The sequence below is a fragment of the Rhizobium sp. B230/85 genome (assembly GCF_019355735.1).
GTDB classification, from domain to species: domain Bacteria; phylum Pseudomonadota; class Alphaproteobacteria; order Rhizobiales; family Rhizobiaceae; genus Rhizobium; species Rhizobium rhododendri.
The window spans coordinates 2,715,636-2,733,857 of record NZ_CP072156.1; the positions used below are offsets into that span (position 1 = coordinate 2,715,636).

Sequence of the window (18,222 nt, forward strand, 5' to 3'; positions counted from 1 at the left end):
TCTAGAGCAATTCCAGCCGATGAAAAGATACCCTGCGACAGCGGCGCTCAGCCGTTTCCGGATAACAGCCGTGCAGCGGCGGCCCGCGCCTCGTCGGTGATCGATGCGCCGGCCAGCATGCGGGCAATTTCCTCGGTCCGGTCCTCCGGCTCCATCGTCGCCACCCGCGTGGTGATCTTATCGGAGCCATCGGCAGACGGGCCCTTGGAAATCAGCAGGTGGGTCGCAGCGCGGGCCGCCACCTGCGGCGCATGGGTGACGGACAGAACCTGCACCTTCTCCGACAGCCGCTTCAGCCGCTGGCCGATGGCATCCGCCACCGCCCCGCCGACACCGGTATCGATCTCGTCGAAGACCAGCGTCGGTGCCGAGCCACGGTCGGCCAGCGCCACCTTAAGCGCCAGCAGAAAGCGTGACAGCTCGCCGCCCGATGCCACCTTCATGATCGGTCCCGGACGGGTGCCGGGGTTGGTTTGGACATGGAATTCGACGACATCGATGCCTTCGGCGGCGCCGGCCGCCGGATCGGTGGTGATCTCGACCATGAAACGCGCGCGCTCCAGCTTCAGTGCCGGCAACTCGGCCATCACGGCGTCACTGAGCGAAGTTGCGGCATGATGGCGCTTCTCTGAAAGGCTCTGGGCGGCACGATCGAAAAGCCCCTTGGCAACCGCCAGTTCGGCATCGAGCTTGGCGAGCTTCTCCTCGCCGGCATCCACCTCAGCGAGATCGGCAATCATCTTCTCGGCAAGATCAGGCAGGCCGGCAACCGGAACGGAATATTTGCGCGCGGCTCCGCGCAAGGCAAACAGCCGCTCCTCCACCCGCTCAAGTTCGCGCGGGTCGTATTCGGTCTTGCGCAATGCCGCCTCGACTTCCATCTGCGCATTCGACAACTGGTCGAGGGCTGCGTCCAGCAGGGCGACGGTGTCTTCCAGCAGGCCGGGAGCTTCCTGGCTCTTGCGCTCGAGGCGCCGCACCAGCGAGGCGATATGCGGCACGGGAGAGGCATTGCCGTTCAGGAACTCGGAGGCCTCTGAAATATCGCCGGCAATGCGCTCGGCTTTCATCATCTTCGAGCGGCGCTCGGCAAGATCGTCCTCTTCGCCATCCTGCGGAGAGAGCGTTTCCAGCTCCTCGACGGCGGCGCGAAGATAATCGGCCTCGCGGGCGGCAAGCTCGATCTTGTCGCGATGCTTCTTCAGAGCCCGCTCGCATTCGCGCCACTGGCGGTAGAGGCCGGAAACGGCGACGACTTCATCCGTGAGACCGGCAAAGGCATCGAGCAAGGTGCGATGGGCGTTGGTGTCGACGAGAGCGCGGTCGTCGTGCTGGCCGTGGATTTCGACCAGCAGCTGCCCGGCCTGGCGCATCAATTGGACGCTCAGCGCCTGGTCGTTGACATAGGCCTTGGTGCGGCCGTCCGCAGACTGGGTGCGTCGGAAAATGAGGTCGCCTTCGTCGTCGATACCGTTTTCACGAAGCAGCTTGCGGGCGCCATGGTCCATTGCCACATCGAAGACGGCGGTGATCTGGCCGCGTTCCTCGCCGTGGCGCACGAGCCCACCATCGCCGCGGCCGCCCATGGCCAGCGACAGGCTGTCGAGCAGGATGGACTTGCCGGCGCCGGTCTCGCCGGTCAGAACCGACAAACCTTTTTCGAAGGCAAGGTCCAGCCGCTCGATCAGGACGATATCGCGGATCGAAAGCTGGACCAGCATCTCTTATTGGTTCTCAACTGCTACCGAGAAGAAGCTTCTTGCCGGCACGTGCGATCCACGATCCCTCGTTCTGGCGTGGTTCGACGCCACCGCTCTTCAGCAGCTTGTACGAGTCGGCATACCACTGGCTGTCGGGATAGTTATGGCCGAGGACGGCAGCGGCAGTCTGTGCTTCCTCAACGATGCCCATGGCGTAATAGGCTTCGACGAGACGCGCCAGCGCTTCCTCGATCTGGTTGGTGGTCGGATAGTTCTCGACGACAACGCGGAAGCGCGAGATAGCGGCGAGGTAATCCTTGCGTTCCAGATAGTAGCGACCGACCTGCATTTCCTTGCCGGCCAACTGGTCCTTGGCGAAGCGGATCTTTGCCTGGGCGTCATCGACGTATTCAGACTTCGGATAGTTGTCGATCACCTTCTGCATCGCCTCGATGGTCTGCTGCGAGGCGCGCTGGTCCTGCGTGACGCTGACGATCTGCTTGGCATAGGAGGCGCCGACCAGATACTGCACGTAAGCGGCATCCTCGGAACGCGGATACTGCTTCATGTAGGTGTTGCCGGTCGTCACGGCCTCGTCGTAGTTGCCGGTGCGATACTTGACGAACGTGCTCATGACCAGCGCCTTGCGGCCCCAGTCCGAGAATGGCTCCTGGCGGGTGATGGCATCGAACTTCTTGCCGGCCTCGCCCATGTTGCCTGCCTTGATGTTGGCAAGGCCCTGATTGTAAAGCTGCTCCGGCGGATCGGTCTCAACGCCGAGCTTGGTGATGTCGATGTCCTTGTCCGACTGGCAACCGGAAACGAACGCGCCGGTCCCTGCGAGGAGAAGCGTGACGAGCAAAGCCCGCGCTGTAATCTTCATGCTTTCAGATCCTGCAAAACCCATTCGGAAATTCCCAATTACCGCCACGACAAAAAACGAGTGCTACCGGCCCGCGTTTCTATCCATAAAAGCGTCGTCAGGGCAACGCAATGATGAACCATTAACGCATTTTTGTGGCGCATCCACGAGATTTACCCGCATCCTGCCACCTTGCTGCCTTTCGTCCGCCCAAGAAAAAGCCGCCCCCTTTCGGAGGCGGCTACCCTGGTCGAACATTATCTGGAGGTCATGCGGACCAGGGAGCAAACTCGGGTGCGTTTACGGCGACGAAGTCGCGCGCTGCCGGCCGGCGGCGCGGCACGGACGTCTCGACCACTTCGTAGGCAGACGTGTCGCTGAGGAGTGCCTTCAGTGCGTTGGCATTCATCTTGTGGCCACCGCGGTACGAGCGGTAGCAGCCGATGAACTGCGTGCCGGCAAGGGCAAGATCGCCGACAGCATCGAGTGTCTTGTGGCGGACGAACTCGTCCTTGGCATAACGCAGGCCTTCGACATTGATGACCGTGTTGTCGTCGGAAATGACAACCGAATTTTCAAGCGACGAGCCAAGAGCATGACCGGACGCCCAGAGACGCTCGACATCACGCATGAAGCCGAAAGTCCGGGCGCGCGACAGTTCTTTCTTGAAGGTCTCTGCGTTCAGGTCGCCTTCCCACTTCTGGCGGCCGATCAGCGGGCAATCGAAATCGATTTCGACTTCGAAGCGCGTGCCGTCGTAGGGGCGGAACTCGCACCAGGAGCCACCCGATTCGATGCGGACCGGCTTGACGATGCGGATGTAGCGGCGCTTGACGCCGAGTGGTACGATGCCGGTCTGCTCGAAAGCTTCGATGAAGGGATACGAGCTGCCATCCATGATCGGCATCTCGGCGCCCTGGACTTCAACCACAACGTTGTCGAGGCCGATGGCATAGATCGCAGCCATGACATGCTCGACGGTCGCGACAGAACGGGCAGCAGAAAAGCCGAGAACGGTGCAGAGATCGGTGTTGCCGACCTGCGAGGACACGGCGCGGAGCTCGGTGACATCGCCGTTATCGTGGATGCGCTGGAAAACGACGCCGGTGTCGGCTTCGGCAGGAAGAAAGGTGATCGACACGTTGGCGCCGGAGTGAACGCCGATGCCGGAGAGTGTCACGGGGGCTGCAACAGTTGTCTGAAAACCCAGCAATCCAATTGCCATTTACGTTCTGCCTTATCATCCTGCACCGAACCGACTTGCTTTAGAGAGACTGCGATGTCGTGGTTCGGTCTGTTACTTGGCACGAAATTCAAAGTTGATCCGAAGAGCGGATGCGATTCCGTAGTGCGCTTGGTATCTACATACGCGCCACGTCGCGGCAAACCAAATCACTGTTTCTTTCGCAATGTAACGGAATCAGGTCACTGAAATTCCAAGGTAATTTCGCGCAGCATAGGTCAGATAAAACATAACCCCCGGAGCAGATATCTGCGCCGGGGGCCAAAGTTTGCGGGGGCTGAAGGATCAGTTCGACTGGCGGCGCAGGAATGCCGGGATCTCGAGCTGGTCGTCTTCATTGCTCATGCGCGGCTGTGGCTGCTGGCGACCGTGATCGTCAAGCTGGCCGCGACGCGGAGCATAAAGGCTGGCCTCGGCAGACAGCGGCCGGCGCTGCTGCGAAGCGGCAGTCGGTGCCGGCGCGGTCATGTCGGCGGAAACATCGTCCTCGTCGCGACGGCCAAGCGAATTGGTGATTCGCTTCAGCAGACCCATTGGGCCGCGTTCTTCGGCAGCGGCATGGTTTGGCTGTGCACGATGATCCATCTCGGCTTTGACGACCGGAGAGAAATCCTCGACCTTTGGCATGCGGACTGCTTCTGCCGTCTGGCGGACCATCGGATCCTGGCGCATAGGTGCAGCCTGCGGAGCCTGCATGACAGGCTGCTGCATGACCGGAGCCGGCTGCGGTGCGGGTGCCGACTGACGCAGCACCGGTGCTGCGGCTTCCGGGGCTGCGAAAATGCGGCTCTGCGGACGGAAGGCTTCTTCCTGCATCGCAGGCTGCTGGACCGGCTGGGGAGCTGGCGCAACCTGGCGGGTGGTCAGCATTTCCAGTTCGCGTTCCATGTCGGCTTCCGCCATGCGGATCGTCTGGGCGATAGGATCGGCAGCCTTTGGTGCCTGCGCGACATAGGCAGGCTGAGCAGCGGCCGGTGCCGGGGCAACGGCCGCAGAAGGACGGACAATCGGCTTCGGTGCGGAGCGGAGTTCCATGTTCCGTTCGGCTGCCATGTTCATCGCACGGTCGATACCGGTGGCAACGACGGAGACGCGGATGATGCCTTCGAGCGATTCGTCGAACGTTGCGCCGAGGATGATGTTGGCGTCCGGATCGACTTCCTCGCGGATGCGGGTCGCGGCTTCGTCGACTTCGAACAGCGTCAGGTCACGGCCGCCGGTGATCGAGATCAACAGGCCCTGTGCACCCTTCATCGAGGTTTCGTCGAGCAGCGGGTTGGCGATCGCAGCTTCTGCAGCCTGCATGGCGCGGCCGTTGCCCGATGCTTCGCCGGTGCCCATCATTGCACGGCCCATTTCGCGCATGACGGAACGAACGTCGGCGAAGTCGAGGTTGATGAGGCCTTCCTTGACCATCAGGTCGGTGATGCAGGCAACGCCCGAATAGAGAACCTGGTCGGCCATGGCGAACGCATCGGCAAACGTCGTCTTGTCGTTGGCAATGCGGAACAGGTTCTGGTTCGGGATGACGATCAGGGTGTCGACCGACTTCTGCAGTTCCTGGATACCCATTTCGGCCAGACGCATGCGGCGTCCACCTTCGAAGTGGAATGGCTTGGTGACGACGCCGACCGTCAGGATGCCCTTGTTGCGGGCGGCCTGGGCGACGACAGGAGCAGCACCGGTGCCTGTACCACCGCCCATGCCGGCGGTGACGAAGCACATATGCGTACCCTGCAGGTGGTCGACGATCTCGTCGATGCACTCTTCAGCGGCAGCGCGGCCGACTTCCGGCTGCGAGCCGGCGCCAAGGCCTTCCGTGACGTTGACGCCGAGCTGGATGATCCGCTGTGCCTTGGTCATGGTCAGCGCCTGCGCATCTGTATTGGCGACCACGAAGTCGACGCCCTGGAGGCCGGCTGTGATCATGTTGTTGACGGCATTGCCGCCACCGCCACCGACACCGAACACGGTGATGCGGGGCTTAAGCTCGGTGATATCTGGCTTCTGCAGCTTGATCGTCATGGTACCGTTCCTTCTTGTCTATGACCGCGTCGCCACGCCAGCCAATTCACTCAATGTGCTCGCCCGTGCCGGAAGGCATTGCCGCCCGGCCCGGAAACTCAAAAACTTTCTTTCAGCCACTGCCCGACCCGGGCAATGCGGCTGTTATTGCCGCCGAGCGACGAAAGCAGACCGCTGCCGCCCATATGCGTTTCCAGATCCGCCACCTGCGGATAGATCATCAGGCCGACCGCCGTCGAAAAGGCCGGCCCCTTGGCTGCCGTCGGCAGGCCGGAAATGCCCATCGGGCGGCCGATGCGGACGTTGCGCGCGAGGATATGGCGCGCCACTTCCGGCAGGCCGGTCAGCTGGCTCGCACCACCCGTCAGCACGACGCGCTTGCCGACGATCGGGCTGAAGCCCGAGCGCTGGATACGGTCGCGGATCAGCTCAAGCGTCTCCTCGATACGGGCGCTGACGATGCGCGACACCAGCGCACGCGGCACCTGGGTCGGCTGGTCGCGGTCATCCTCGCCGATTGGCGGGATGGAAATCATTTCGCGGTCGTCGCCCGGATTGGGCAGCGCCGAAGCGTGCACGACCTTCAGCCGTTCGGCATCCTCGATACGGGTCGACAGGCCGCGGGCCAGATCGGTCGTGACGTGATGACCGCCGATGCTGACCGCATCCGTGTGCACGAGCTTGCCTTCGGCAAACACCGAGATCGTCGTGGTGCCGCCACCCATGTCGATGGCGGCGCATCCGAGTTCGACCTCGTCGTCGACCAATGCAGCCAGACCGCTGGCATAAGGCGTTGCCACCATGCCCTCGACCGAAAGGTGGGCACGGTTGACGCTGAGTTCGAGATTGCGCAGTGCCGAGCGCTCAGCCGTCACCACATGCATGTCGACGCCAAGCGCGTCGCCGAACATCGCCAGCGGATCGCGAACGCCGCGCTCGCCGTCGAGCGAGTAGCCCGTCGCCAGCGAATGCAGGATGGCACGGTCCTGGCGCAGCGACTGCTGGCAGGCGGCTGTCAGGACCTTCTTCAGATCGGTGGCTTCGACTTCCTGGCCGCCGAGATCGATGGTTGCCGTATAGATGTCACTTCCGAGGCGACCGGCAGAGACGTTGACGATCAGGCTCTCGACCGTCAGGCCAGCCATGCGCTCGGCAGCGTCGACCGCAAGGCGGATGACGCCTTCGACCGCATCGAGGTCGGCAATGACGCCGGTCTTGATGCCGCGCGAGCGCTGGTGGCCGATGCCGATGATTTCGATGTTGTGCGTGCGGCCGGGAAGAACCTGCGTTTCCTCGCGCGGCGTCAGCCGACCGATCATGCAGACGATCTTCGTCGAGCCGATGTCGAGCACGGAGACGATATGCGAGCGCTTCGACGAAAGCGGCTTCAGGCGCGGCAGGCCGAAATGGGACGAACCGAATAAGCTCATGTGTCTTGTCCCGCCTTTTTCAGAGCCTTGGTTCTCAAATCCAGCGCCGCCTGTCGGCGCACCATCGCATCCGGCGTCAGTTCCACCGTCGTGCGATCTTCGAGACGAAGGTCGACGGCAGCGATGTCGCGCGCCAGAAGGTTCTGTTCCTTGTCCAGCTTTGCCAGCTTTGCGAGCGCCTGCTGCAGGTCGTCTTCCGGCAGCTTGATGACGATGCCGCTGTCGAGATAGAGATCCCAGCGGCGACCGGCGACACGCACGAAAGCCTTGACGTGGCTGCGAAGATCCGGCCAGGCGGCAAACATGTCACCGACCGAAGTCGCGGCCTTCTCGGCTTCGCGCCCGACGAACAATGGCAGGGACGCAAACTTGTTGTCGCGCAGCGGCGCGATGACCGTACCGTTCTGCTCGATCAGCGAAAGCTCGGCGCCGTGCTGCCAGATACCGTAAGCGGCCTTCTCCTTGAGCTTCACCTCGATGGTCTTCGGATAGACCTTGCGGACCTCGACGTTTTCGACCCAGGGAAGGCTGGCAATCTTCTGGCGCGCGGCATCGACGTCGAGTGCGACAAGCGATGTCGTGCCATCGAGGCCGAGAAGCTGCAGGATTTCGATTTCAGAAGTCTGGTCGTTGCCCGAAACCTTGACGTCCTCGATAGCAAAGCCGGCTGCTGCCGTCGTTGCCTGGGCGACCGTCTGCGTATGACCGCCGAGCGACATGCCGTAGAGGCCTGTCGCGGCAAGGAAAGCTATGGCGGAGACAGTGCCGAGATGTGGTGGAACGTAGATGCGCCCGGAGCCGAGGCTCACCAGGAAACGCACGGCACGACGGAGCGGCCGCGGCAGGACGAACAGGTCCTCCGGCTGGTCGAACAGCACCGGAGCACGGTGCCTCGAGCGCTTCATCCTTTTGACCGTCAACGCAAACATGACGCGTCCTCCACCATCCACCGGAGAAATTCGCCAAACGAGTAGCCGGCGTGGCCTGCCATTTCCGGCACAAGCGAAGTCGGGGTCATGCCGGGCTGGGTATTGATCTCCAGCCAGATAAGTTCACCATCCTCGGAAAAGCGGTCGTCGTAGCGAAAGTCTGATCGTGTGACTCCGCGGCAGCCGATTGCTTGATGCGCCGTTAACGCTAATCTTTGTATTTTTTGGTAAATATTTGGTGAAATTTCTGCGGGAATTACGTGTTTCGAGCCGCCTGCGACATATTTCGAGTCATAGTCATAGAAGATGTGTCCCTGCGGCACGATCTCGGTGACGGCCAAAGCCTTGTCGCCCATGACGCCACAGGTGAACTCGCGGCCGGCAATGTAGCGCTCGACCAGCACGTCGTCGCCGTAGCGCCATTCCGACGACGTGATAACCTGCGGCGGGTGCGCCTGGTCTTCCTTGACGATGACGACGCCGAAGCTCGAACCTTCCCGGACCGGCTTGACAACATAGGGTGCCGGCATCGGATGCTCGGACCCGAAGTCGAAACGGCTCATCAGCAATGATTCGGCAACCGGCACGCCGGCATCGGCCGCCACCAGCTTGGCGCGCGACTTGTCCATCGCCAGCGCGGACGCAGCAACGCCGGAATGGGTATAGGGGATCTGCAGGTATTCAAGCACGCCCTGGATCGTGCCGTCTTCACCGAAGGGGCCATGCAGAGCGTTGAAGACGACATCGGGCGCAAGATCGGCGAGCTGCGCCGAGATATCGCGATCAACATCGATCAACGAGATCCGGTAGCCCTGCCCTTCGAGAGCGTCAGCGCATGCCTTCCCCGACGACAGGCTGACCGGCCGTTCCGAGGAAAAACCGCCAAACAGGACGGCTACATGCTTCTCACTCATCGATACCCCCAAAAATACAGCTCTTTGCGACAGCACGCTTGCGCGAAGCTTTTACCGGGCGATTCCACCGGCTTCTGAATGAGCCTATTAGAGCGTCATTATAGTTAACGAAGCGTTTACTTTGGTTAACCCGATGCATCTTTTGCCGCCATCGACCCAAAAAAATCAAAATCCCGATGGCAATTACCCTCTTGGAATCAGAGCTTTAGATCCGTGGCAAGAGGCACCTTCGATTTTCTTAATCCTGGACATCACCCCGGCGGGAGCTTCCAATCCGAGATATACAACCCCTGCGATACCGGAGTGATTGCGAGTAACGGCAGACGCGTCGCCGGTTCAACTTGAGATTCCTGCGGATCTGCCGGAGACACCCGACGCTGCCGACATTATTGTGCGACGCATCAACGATTTCGTTCGGGAAATTGCTACTTTGGCGTTTGCGCCGGTCTTAAATTGCGTTAAGGCCCGTGAAGTTGAACTTAGCATTCCGGATTGGTCACGAAAATGAAACAAGCGATATCGCCATTATCGCCGGCTCCCTCGTCGCGAAACAGTGCCTCCCTGAATTCGCCGTCACGCGTTCTGCTGGCAAGCCTGATCGGCACCACCATCGAATTCTTCGACTTTTACGTTTACGCGACGGCTGCAGTCCTCGTTTTCCCGACGCTGTTCTTTCCGACCAGCGATCCAACCACCGGCGTCCTGCAATCATTCGCGACTTTTTCCATCGCCTTCTTCGCCCGTCCGATCGGCGCCATCGTGTTCGGCCATTTCGGTGACCGCATCGGCCGCAAGGTGACGCTCGTTGCAGCCCTGATGACGATGGGCATCTCGACGGTACTGATCGGTTTCCTGCCCTCCTACGCCTCGATCGGCGTGGCAGCGCCTTTGCTGCTGGCCATCTGCCGCTTCGGCCAGGGCTTCGGTCTCGGTGGCGAGTGGGGCGGCGCGGTGCTGCTGGCGACAGAAAATGCGCCGGAAGGCAAGCGCTCCTGGTACGGCATGTTCCCGCAGCTCGGCGCACCCGTCGGCCTGTTCCTGTCGTCGGCCGTCTTCTGGCTGCTGCTCCACTTCATCTCCCAGGAAGACTTCATCACCTGGGGCTGGCGCGTGCCGTTCATCGCCTCGATCGTCCTGATCGGCATCGGCCTTTGGGTCCGCCTGTCGATCACCGAAACCCCGGAGTTCAGCGAAGCCGTTGCCCGCAAGGAGCGCGTTGCCGTTCCCGTGGTCGAGATCCTGAAGAACCACAAGCGCAGCCTGCTCCTCGGCACCTTCGTGGCGCTGGCAACTTTCGTGCTCTTTTACATCGGCACGGCCTACCTGCTGTCCTACAACGTCAAGGTCCTGAAGATCAGCTTCCTCGACGCGCTTCTCGTGCAGATCGTCGCCTCGGTGTTCTTCGGCATCTTCTGCCCGATCGCCGGCAAGCTGTCGGACCGCTTTGGCCGCCGCACCGTGCTCGTCGCCACGACGGTCGGGATCGGCGTCTTCTCGTTCTTCCTGCAGACACTCCTGACCGGCGGCCTCACCGAGATCTACATCTTTGCAGCCGTCAGCATGGCGCTGATGGGGATGACCTACGGCCCGATCGGCACAGCTCTGGCAGCGCCGTTCCCGGTCGCCGTGCGCTACACCGGCGCCTCCATCACCTTCAACTTTGCCGGCATCTTCGGCGCATCGCTGGCCCCCTTTATCGCCACCTGGCTCGCCAGCAACTACGGCCTTGCCTATGTCGGCTACTATATGGCAATCGCCGCCTTCATCACGCTGGTCTGCATCCTGCTGTCAGGCAACGAAGAGATCTGATCCAAACGATCGCATCAAAAAAGGCCGCGAAACATCTGTTTCGCGGCCTTTTTTTTCTAACTACGTATCGGTTCCCAGCAGGCGCTCTGCTATTTACCTACTCCGTCGTCACACCATGGAATGGGCGAACCTCGCGGCCATCCATGAAGGTTCCGAGCCGCTTGATTTCCCATTCCAGCTTGACGCCGGATTTCTCGAACACCTCGCGGCGAACCTGCTCGCCGAGATATTCCAGATCGTAGCCAGTCGCCTGGCCCATGTTGATCATGAAATTGCAATGCAGCGACGACATCTGCGCGCCACCGATGACGAGACCACGGCAGCCGGCCTCGTCGATGACTTCCCAGGCGGAAAGGCCCGGCGGGTTCTTGAACGTCGAGCCGCCGGTCTTTTCGCGGACCGGCTGAACGGTCTCGCGGTGATTGCGCACGGCATCCATGTCGGCACGGATCTTGGCCTTGTCCTCGGTATAACCCTCGAACACAACATCGGTGAAGATTAGGTCGGCCGACGCTGATGAATGGCGATAGGTGTAGCCCATGTCGGCGTTGCTCAGCACATGCTTGTTGCCGCTGCGATCCACAGCATGGACCTCGACAAGCCGGTCGCAGGTCTCGACACCGTTGGCGCCGGCATTCATGCGCGCCGCACCACCGATCGAGCCCGGAATGCCGTAATAGAAATGGAAACCGCCGATGCTGTTGTCCATGGCCATCGCCGCGACATGCTTGTCGGGGCAGATGGCGCCTGCCTTGATCCGGTTTTCCCCGGCAAGTTCCAGCGAGCCGAACCCCTTGGCCGACAGCCGCAACACGACGCCGGGAATACCGCCGTCACGCACGAGGATGTTCGAGCCGACACCGACGACCATCAGCGGCACTTCGGGAGGCAAAAGCTTCAGGAAGGTGACGAGGTCGTCCGTATCGTGGGGCTGGAACATCAGCTCCGCCAGTCCGCCGGCACGAAACCAGGTGACGCGATCCATCGGCGCATCCGGCGTCAGCCGTCCGCGAATATCCTTGACGCCGTCGCCTAAAGACGCGAGCAGCTTTTCTCCATTGACCTGCTTCATGCGGATTTACCCGAAAGGCCTTCCAGTTCCTGTGGCAACGCTGCGGCCCAATAAGTTATGCTGCCAGCCCCTAACAAAACCACAAAATCGCCGGGCTTTGCAATCTCGGCAACCATTCCGGCCAGACGATCGGGCGATGGCAGGTAACGGGCATCGCGATGTCCGCCTGCCTTGATGCGCGATACCAGCGCTTCCGAATCGACGCCCTCGATCGGCTCCTCGCCAGCCGAATAGACCGGCGCCAGGAAAATGCTGTCGGCGTCGTTGAAGCAGGCGGCAAATTCCTCGAACAGGCTCGAAAGCCGCGTAAACCGGTGCGGCTGGTGAACGGCGATGATCCGGCCGGAGCATGATTCGCGCGCCGCCTTGAGAACCGCTTTGATCTCGACCGGATGATGCCCGTAGTCGTCGAAGATTTTCACGCCGTTCCACTCGCCGGTTAGCGTGAAGCGGCGCTTGACGCCGCCAAACGCCGCAAGGCCGCGGGCGATGTCTTCGTTGGAAATTCCAAGCCGGTTGGCAACGGCAATGGCAGCCGTGGCATTGGCGATATTGTGACGGCCGGGCATCGGCAGCACGAGATCCTTGATCTCGATGACCTTGCCGGTGCGGCGGCGACGGATTTCGATGTCGAACAGCGACCGCGTGCCGTCGATGCGGACATTCATGAAGCGCACGTCGGCCTGCGGGTTCTCCCCATAGGTGATGACCTTGCGGTCCTCGATACGGCCGACCAGCGTCTGGACTTCCGGATGATCGAGGCACAGAACGCCGAAACCATAGAACGGCACATTCTCGACGAACTGCCGGAAGGCAGCCCGTACGGCATCGAACGTCCCGTAATGATCGAGATGCTCAGGGTCGATGTTGGTGATGACGGCGACGTCAGCCGGCAGCTTCAGGAACGTGCCATCCGATTCGTCGGCCTCGACCACCATCCACTCGCCCTCGCCCATGCGGGCATTGGTGCCGTAGGCATTGATGATGCCGCCGTTGATGACGGTCGGATCGAGCCCACCGGCTTCGAGCAGCGTCGCCACCATAGAGGTGGTGGTTGTCTTGCCGTGCGTGCCACCTATGGCAATCGCATTGCGGAAGCGCATCAACTCGGCCAGCATTTCGGCGCGGCGGACCACCGGCAGCAGCTTTTCGCGCGCGGCGATCAGTTCCGGGTTGTCTTTCCGGATGGCGGTCGAGACCACCACCACTTCGGCTTCACCCAGGTTCTCTGCCTTGTGGCCGATGAGAACCTCGATGCCCTTGGCGCGCAGGCGCTGGACATTGGCGCTGTCCGCCTGGTCCGACCCTTGCACCTTGTGGCCGAGATTGTGCAGCACCTCGGCGATGCCGCTCATGCCGATGCCGCCGATACCGATGAAATGTACGAGGCCGATGGCCTTAGGCAGCTTCATGCGCCTGCCCCCTTGAATTCTGCAATTGAACGTTTGTCGGCAATAGCCTCTACAAGATCCGCGAGCAAGTTTGCTGCGTCCGGCTTCCCCGTCGATTTCGCAGCAGCGGCCATCTTGGCGAGCTTTTCGGGCGAATTCATCGAGCCTCGCAAGATCGCCGACAGTTTTTCCGACGAGAGCTCCGACTGTGCGATGACCTTAGCTCCACCATTGGCGGCAAGCGCTGCGGCATTGGCCGCCTGGTCGTGGTCAAGCGCATAGGGATAAGGCACGAGGATCGCCGGTCGTCCGATGACCGCAAGCTCGGAGACCGTCGAGGCGCCGGAGCGGCAGATGACGAGGTGGGCGGCAGCAAGCCGAGTCGCCATGTCGTTGAAGAACGGCGCGATGTCTGCCCCCATCTGCAGGTGCACGACGCAGTTGTTGACCGTCTCCATGTCCTCGACGCGGACCTGCTGGGTAATCCGCAGCCGGTTGCGCAACGGTTCCTCCAGCAGGCTGACTGCCGTCGGGATTGCCTTCGAGAAGAACTGCGCACCCTGGCTGCCGCCGAAGACGACGAGGTTGAACGGCTCATCCGGACCGGATGGATGATAGGGCGTCTGGGCTGCCTCGATGACGGCCGGCCGCACGGGATTGCCGGTGGTCACCGTCTTTTCCGGGTACGCCCCGCCATTGTCCGGCAGGAAGCCGCCGGCAATCGCTTTCACCCGGCCGGCCAGCGCCTTGTTGGCGCGGCCCATCACGGCATTCTGCTCGTGGATGACGGTCGGCACGCCCATGCGTGTCGCGACGAGCAACGGGGGAATCGTTGGATAACCGCCGAAACCGACGACGCAAAGCGGGCCGATGTTGCGGATCAGCTTTCGGGCCGCGCGCATGCCGGTCCAGAGCGTCCAGAGCGAGCGGGCGAGATTGACCGGGTTCTTGGAGCCGATCGTTGCGGACGGCACCACGTGGATCTCGTCGGCCGGAAAGGAGCCCGCATAGCGCTCGGCGCGGCTGTCGGTGACCAGATGCACGGAGTAACCCCGGTCGCGCAGCTTGTAGGCCAGCGCTTCGGCTGGAAATACATGGCCGCCGGTGCCACCGGCGGCGAGAAGAATGATGCCCTTGCTCATCGCATCACTCCGCCGGAACGCCGTGGGTCACGCGAAACAGGCTGCGCTCCTGCATGCGCTTCTCCGGTCGGTGACGGGTCAGCGCCAGGATGAAGCCTGCGGTAACGCAGATCGCGATCATCGACGAACCACCGTAGGAGATCAGCGGCAGAGTCATGCCCTTGGCCGGCAGCAACTGCAGGTTCACGCCGACATTGATGATAGACTGGATGCCGATCTGCAGCACCAGGCCGGCAACGGCGAAGCGGTTGAAGTCGTTCTTCTCACGGTAGGCATGAGAAAGTCCGCGCAGGACGAGGACCGCGAAGATGCAGACCAGGAACATGCAGAAGATGATGCCGAACTCTTCCGCAGCCACCGAGAAGATGAAGTCGGTGTGGGCGTCGGGAATGATGCGCTTGACGATACCCTCGCCCGGACCGACGCCGAACCAGTCGCCGCGCACAATTGCCTCGCGGGCTGTATCGACCTGGAAGGTATCGCCTTCGCCGGTCAGGAACTTGTCGATGCGCAGCGCCACGTGCGGGAAGACGTAGTAGGCGCTGAAAAGACCACCCACGCCCATGCCGCCAAGCACGAAGATCCACAGCCAGGGCATGCCCGCCATGAAGAACATGCCCGCCCAGACGGCCGATGTGAGGATGGTTTGGCCAAGGTCGGGCTGGGCGACCAGCAAAGAAGCCACGATACCGAAGAGGATAATGGCAAAGAGGTTGCCCGGAATTTCAGGCTGGCGCGCATGCTCGGCAAAAAGCCAGGCGCAGACGACGACGAAGGCCGGCTTCATGAATTCTGAAGGCTGGATCGACAGGCTGGCGAGATTGACCCAGCGGCGCGAACCCTTGACTTCGACGCCGAAGAACAACGCAAACAGCATCATCGCCAGCGAGACGACAAGAATGATCACAGCCGTCCGGCGCACCTGACGCGGCGTCAGGAACGAAATGCCGATCATCACGGCGATTGCCGGGATGAGGAAAGCGGCATGGCGCTTGACGAAGTGGAACGGTTCAAGCCCGATGCGGGTAGCCACTGCCGGCGACGCTGCAAAGGACAGCATGAAGCCAATACCGAGAAGCAGGATGAAAATCCCGAGGAAAAAACGATCGATCGTCCAGAACCAGTCGGCCAGGGCCCCACGGTCTACGCGGCTTACCATCTCATGCGCCTCCTGTTGGCGAACCGATCAGCATGGTGATCCCTTCCAGCGCCGACACGTGTGTGACGAAGGAATCCCCTCTGACCTCGAAGTTCTTGTATTGGTCGAAACTTGCGCAAGCCGGTGATAGCATGACAGCAGCGCTGACGCCCTGATCCATCGCCGCATCGGCAGCCGCGTGCAGAACGGCGCGATCAAGCGTGCCGGAAATCTCGTATGGCACGGCCTCGCCCAGAGTCGCTGCAAACTGCGGTGCCGCCTCGCCGATCAGATACGCCTTGGCGATGCGGGGAAACAGCGGTGCAAGCGAAGCGATGCCTCCCTCTTTCGGCAAGCCGCCGGCAATCCAGTAGATCCGCTCGTAGCTCGACAAGGCCGGAGCCGCTGCCTCGGCGTTGGTCGCCTTCGAATCATTAACGAACACGACAGTGCCGCGCCGCGCCACCGGCTGCATGCGATGCTTCAGGCCCGGGAACGACGCAAGGCCGGACTGGATGTCCTCGACGGATACGCCCACCGCCAGGCAGGCGGCGATGGCCGCTGCGGCGTTCTGGGCATTGTGGCTGCCGCGCAATGTCTGAATGCCGCCGAGATCGGCGATGGCGGCCGCCTCTCCGGCCGATGCCCGGACAATGCGGCTCCCGTCGGCATAGAGACCGTCCGACAACACCTGACGGCGAGAGATGCGCGTCACCCTGCCGCCGGCGCGTTCGATGCGATCGGCAATGACCGTCGAGAAGCTGTCGTCGACGCCGACGATCGCCGTACCGCTGCCGGCCACAAGGCGCTCCTTGATATCGGCGTAATGCTGCATGGTCCCATGCCGGTCGAGATGATCGGGGGTCAGGTTGAGGAGGATACCGGCCGAGGGGTTAAGCGTCGGGGCGAGATCGATCTGGTAGGACGAGCACTCGACGACATAATAGCGCTCGGCCTGCGGCGGATCGAGCGTCAGGATGGCGGTACCGATATTGCCGCCCATCTGTGTGTCGCGACCGCTCGATTTCAGGATATGGGCGATCAGCGCCGTCGTCGTCGATTTGCCGTTGGTGCCGGTAATCGCGATGAACGGGCAATCCGGTGCGTGCACGCGACGCTCGCGAACAAACAATTCGACATCGCCGATGATCTCGACGCCTGCCGACCGCGCGAGGTCAACGGTCCAGTGCGGCTTCGGATGGGTCAGCGGCACGCCCGGCGACAGCACGAAGCTCGACAGCCCTGGCCAGTCGATTGTTCTAAGGTCGGCCGTCGGAACGCCGGCGGCCGACGCCTTAGCAACGCTGTCGGGATTGTCGTCCCAGGCGGTGACGTCAGCACCGCCAGCCACCAGCGCCAGGGCCGTGGCGAGGCCCGAGCCGCCAAGCCCGAACAGCGCAACCTTTTTCCCCTTGAGCGTGGTGACCGCTATCATCTCTTTTACCGCAGCTTCAGTGTAGACAGGCCGACCATCGCGAGCACGACGGCAATGATCCAGAAGCGGACGACGACCTGGCTTTCCGTCCAGCCCTTCTTTTCGAAATGGTGGTGGATAGGCGCCATCAGGAAAACGCGCCGCCCGGTCATTTTGAAAAAGCCGACCTGGATGATGACCGACAACGTTTCCATGACGAAAAGCCCGCCGATGATTGCCATGACGATCTCATGCTTGGTGGCGACGGCAACCGTGCCGATCATGCCACCCAGCGCCAGCGAGCCTGTATCGCCCATGAAGATAGCGGCCGGCGGCGCGTTGAACCACAGGAAGCCCAGCCCCGCCCCGATCATCGCCCCAAGCACGACGGAAAGTTCGCCGGTACCGGGCACGAAATTGATCTGCAGGTAATTGGCAAACACGACGTTACCGGCGAGATAGGCGATGACGCCGAACGACGCCGCGGCGATCATCACCGGAACGATGGCGAGGCCGTCAAGGCCATCTGTCAGATTGACCGAGTTGCCGGCCGCAACAATGACGAAGCCGCCGAACAGCACGAAAAACAGACCGAGATTGATCATGAAGTCCTTGAAGAAAGGAAAGGCGATCGACGAGCCGAAAGTCGATCCGGCCGGACCCGATGCCAGCGCCGAGCGCATCATGAAATAGACGGCGATGCACGCAATGACGAACTCGATCAACAGGCGCTTGCGGCCGGAGAAGCCCTTGTCGCTCTGCTTGGTGACCTTGAGATAGTCGTCGTAGAAGCCGATGGCGCCGAAGCCGAGCGTTACCAGGAGAACCGCAACCACATAGACGCTGGAAAGGTCGGCCCACAACAGGCAGGAGCCGACGACACCGGCGATAATCATCAGCCCGCCCATCGTCGGCGTGCCGGCTTTCTTGAAATGCGTCTGCGGTCCATCGGCACGGATCGGCTGCCCCTTGCCCTGGCGAAGGCGAAGAGATGCAATGATTCTCGGTCCGAACAGGAAGACGATCAGTGCCGAGGTGAACAGGGCGCCGCCGGTGCGAAACGTGATGTATCTGAACAGATTGAAGAATTTCACATGTTCAGAGAGGTCGACGAGCCAGATCAGCATCCAGGGCCCTTTCTAGGGTCAAAATT

The 18,222-nt window shown here is 61.7% G+C and carries 14 protein-coding genes; 1 reads left to right on the forward strand and 13 read right to left on the reverse strand.

Annotation, left to right across the window (positions count from 1 at the left end):
- Nucleotides 1-47: 47 nt before the first annotated feature.
- From recN to J5289_RS13205, 7 genes are all read right to left on the reverse strand, one after another.
- A complete protein-coding gene (gene recN / locus J5289_RS13175; protein WP_209184058.1) occupies nucleotides 48-1,721 on the reverse strand; it encodes a DNA repair protein RecN in 1,674 nt (557 codons plus the stop codon).
- 13 nt (nucleotides 1,722-1,734) lie between these two features.
- On the reverse strand, nucleotides 1,735-2,607 hold the full coding sequence (locus tag J5289_RS13180) for an outer membrane protein assembly factor BamD (RefSeq protein ID WP_202617092.1): 873 nt from the start codon (nucleotides 2,605-2,607) through the stop codon (nucleotides 1,735-1,737).
- Nucleotides 2,608-2,830: 223 nt separating this feature from the next.
- Entirely contained in the window at nucleotides 2,831-3,787 is a 957-nt protein-coding gene (gene lpxC, locus J5289_RS13185) for a UDP-3-O-acyl-N-acetylglucosamine deacetylase (RefSeq protein ID WP_142823188.1), read from the reverse strand.
- A gap of 303 nt (nucleotides 3,788-4,090) precedes the next feature.
- Nucleotides 4,091-5,830, reverse strand: coding sequence for a cell division protein FtsZ (ftsZ, locus tag J5289_RS13190; RefSeq protein WP_209184059.1), 1,740 nt, complete (start codon nucleotides 5,828-5,830; stop codon nucleotides 4,091-4,093).
- Nucleotides 5,831-5,928: 98 nt separating this feature from the next.
- On the reverse strand, nucleotides 5,929-7,260 hold the full coding sequence (gene ftsA, locus J5289_RS13195; protein WP_111222856.1) for a cell division protein FtsA: 1,332 nt from the start codon (nucleotides 7,258-7,260) through the stop codon (nucleotides 5,929-5,931).
- Entirely contained in the window at nucleotides 7,257-8,189 is a 933-nt protein-coding gene (locus tag J5289_RS13200; protein ID WP_142823190.1) for a cell division protein FtsQ/DivIB, read from the reverse strand. The genes ftsA and J5289_RS13200 overlap by 4 nt, the downstream gene beginning before the upstream one ends.
- A complete protein-coding gene (locus tag J5289_RS13205) occupies nucleotides 8,177-9,103 on the reverse strand; it encodes a D-alanine--D-alanine ligase (protein ID WP_209184060.1) in 927 nt (308 codons plus the stop codon). Before J5289_RS13205 ends, J5289_RS13200 begins: the two co-directional genes overlap by 13 nt.
- 504 nt (nucleotides 9,104-9,607) lie before the next feature.
- Here J5289_RS13205 and J5289_RS13210 point away from each other — a divergent pair.
- The gene (locus J5289_RS13210; protein ID WP_209187489.1) at nucleotides 9,608-10,912 is read left to right on the forward strand and encodes an MFS transporter; all 1,305 of its coding nucleotides are present in this window, start codon (nucleotides 9,608-9,610) and stop codon (nucleotides 10,910-10,912) included.
- A gap of 97 nt (nucleotides 10,913-11,009) precedes the next feature.
- Here the strand turns inward: J5289_RS13210 and murB are convergent, their stop codons facing one another.
- The 6 genes from murB to mraY are packed head-to-tail and all read right to left on the reverse strand — an operon-like array spanning nucleotide 11,010 to nucleotide 18,196.
- On the reverse strand, nucleotides 11,010-11,984 hold the full coding sequence (gene murB / locus J5289_RS13215) for a UDP-N-acetylmuramate dehydrogenase (protein WP_209184145.1): 975 nt from the start codon (nucleotides 11,982-11,984) through the stop codon (nucleotides 11,010-11,012).
- Complete coding sequence (gene murC, locus J5289_RS13220; RefSeq protein WP_142823193.1) at nucleotides 11,981-13,396, reverse strand: UDP-N-acetylmuramate--L-alanine ligase; 1,416 nt, start codon at nucleotides 13,394-13,396, stop codon at nucleotides 11,981-11,983. The genes murB and murC overlap by 4 nt, the downstream gene beginning before the upstream one ends.
- On the reverse strand, nucleotides 13,393-14,517 hold the full coding sequence (murG, locus tag J5289_RS13225) for an undecaprenyldiphospho-muramoylpentapeptide beta-N-acetylglucosaminyltransferase (protein WP_209187490.1): 1,125 nt from the start codon (nucleotides 14,515-14,517) through the stop codon (nucleotides 13,393-13,395). The genes murC and murG overlap by 4 nt, the downstream gene beginning before the upstream one ends.
- Nucleotides 14,518-14,521: 4 nt before the next feature.
- On the reverse strand, nucleotides 14,522-15,676 hold the full coding sequence (ftsW, locus tag J5289_RS13230) for a putative lipid II flippase FtsW (RefSeq protein ID WP_142823195.1): 1,155 nt from the start codon (nucleotides 15,674-15,676) through the stop codon (nucleotides 14,522-14,524).
- A gap of 1 nt (nucleotide 15,677) precedes the next feature.
- Complete coding sequence (murD, locus tag J5289_RS13235) at nucleotides 15,678-17,090, reverse strand: UDP-N-acetylmuramoyl-L-alanine--D-glutamate ligase (RefSeq protein WP_209184149.1); 1,413 nt, start codon at nucleotides 17,088-17,090, stop codon at nucleotides 15,678-15,680.
- A gap of 5 nt (nucleotides 17,091-17,095) precedes the next feature.
- The gene (gene mraY / locus J5289_RS13240) at nucleotides 17,096-18,196 is read right to left on the reverse strand and encodes a phospho-N-acetylmuramoyl-pentapeptide-transferase (protein WP_142823197.1); all 1,101 of its coding nucleotides are present in this window, start codon (nucleotides 18,194-18,196) and stop codon (nucleotides 17,096-17,098) included.
- Between the last annotated feature and the right edge of the window lie 26 nt (nucleotides 18,197-18,222).

Coding starts and splice junctions, on each gene's coding strand:
- J5289_RS13200 (WP_142823190.1), bottom strand. CDS start 8,189: ATGTTTGCGTTGACGGTCAAAAGGATGAAGCGCTCGAGGCACCGTGCT.
- ftsZ (WP_209184059.1), bottom strand. CDS start 5,830: ATGACGATCAAGCTGCAGAAGCCAGATATCACCGAGCTTAAGCCCCGC.
- mraY (WP_142823197.1), bottom strand. CDS start 18,196: ATGCTGATCTGGCTCGTCGACCTCTCTGAACATGTGAAATTCTTCAAT.
- murB (WP_209184145.1), bottom strand. CDS start 11,984: ATGAAGCAGGTCAATGGAGAAAAGCTGCTCGCGTCTTTAGGCGACGGC.
- J5289_RS13210 (WP_209187489.1), top strand. CDS start 9,608: ATGAAACAAGCGATATCGCCATTATCGCCGGCTCCCTCGTCGCGAAAC.
- ftsA (WP_111222856.1), bottom strand. CDS start 7,260: ATGAGCTTATTCGGTTCGTCCCATTTCGGCCTGCCGCGCCTGAAGCCG.
- murG (WP_209187490.1), bottom strand. CDS start 14,517: ATGAGCAAGGGCATCATTCTTCTCGCCGCCGGTGGCACCGGCGGCCAT.
- J5289_RS13205 (WP_209184060.1), bottom strand. CDS start 9,103: ATGAGTGAGAAGCATGTAGCCGTCCTGTTTGGCGGTTTTTCCTCGGAA.
- ftsW (WP_142823195.1), bottom strand. CDS start 15,676: ATGGTAAGCCGCGTAGACCGTGGGGCCCTGGCCGACTGGTTCTGGACG.
- murC (WP_142823193.1), bottom strand. CDS start 13,396: ATGAAGCTGCCTAAGGCCATCGGCCTCGTACATTTCATCGGTATCGGC.
- J5289_RS13180 (WP_202617092.1), bottom strand. CDS start 2,607: ATGGGTTTTGCAGGATCTGAAAGCATGAAGATTACAGCGCGGGCTTTG.
- murD (WP_209184149.1), bottom strand. CDS start 17,090: ATGATAGCGGTCACCACGCTCAAGGGGAAAAAGGTTGCGCTGTTCGGG.
- lpxC (WP_142823188.1), bottom strand. CDS start 3,787: ATGGCAATTGGATTGCTGGGTTTTCAGACAACTGTTGCAGCCCCCGTG.
- recN (WP_209184058.1), bottom strand. CDS start 1,721: ATGCTGGTCCAGCTTTCGATCCGCGATATCGTCCTGATCGAGCGGCTG.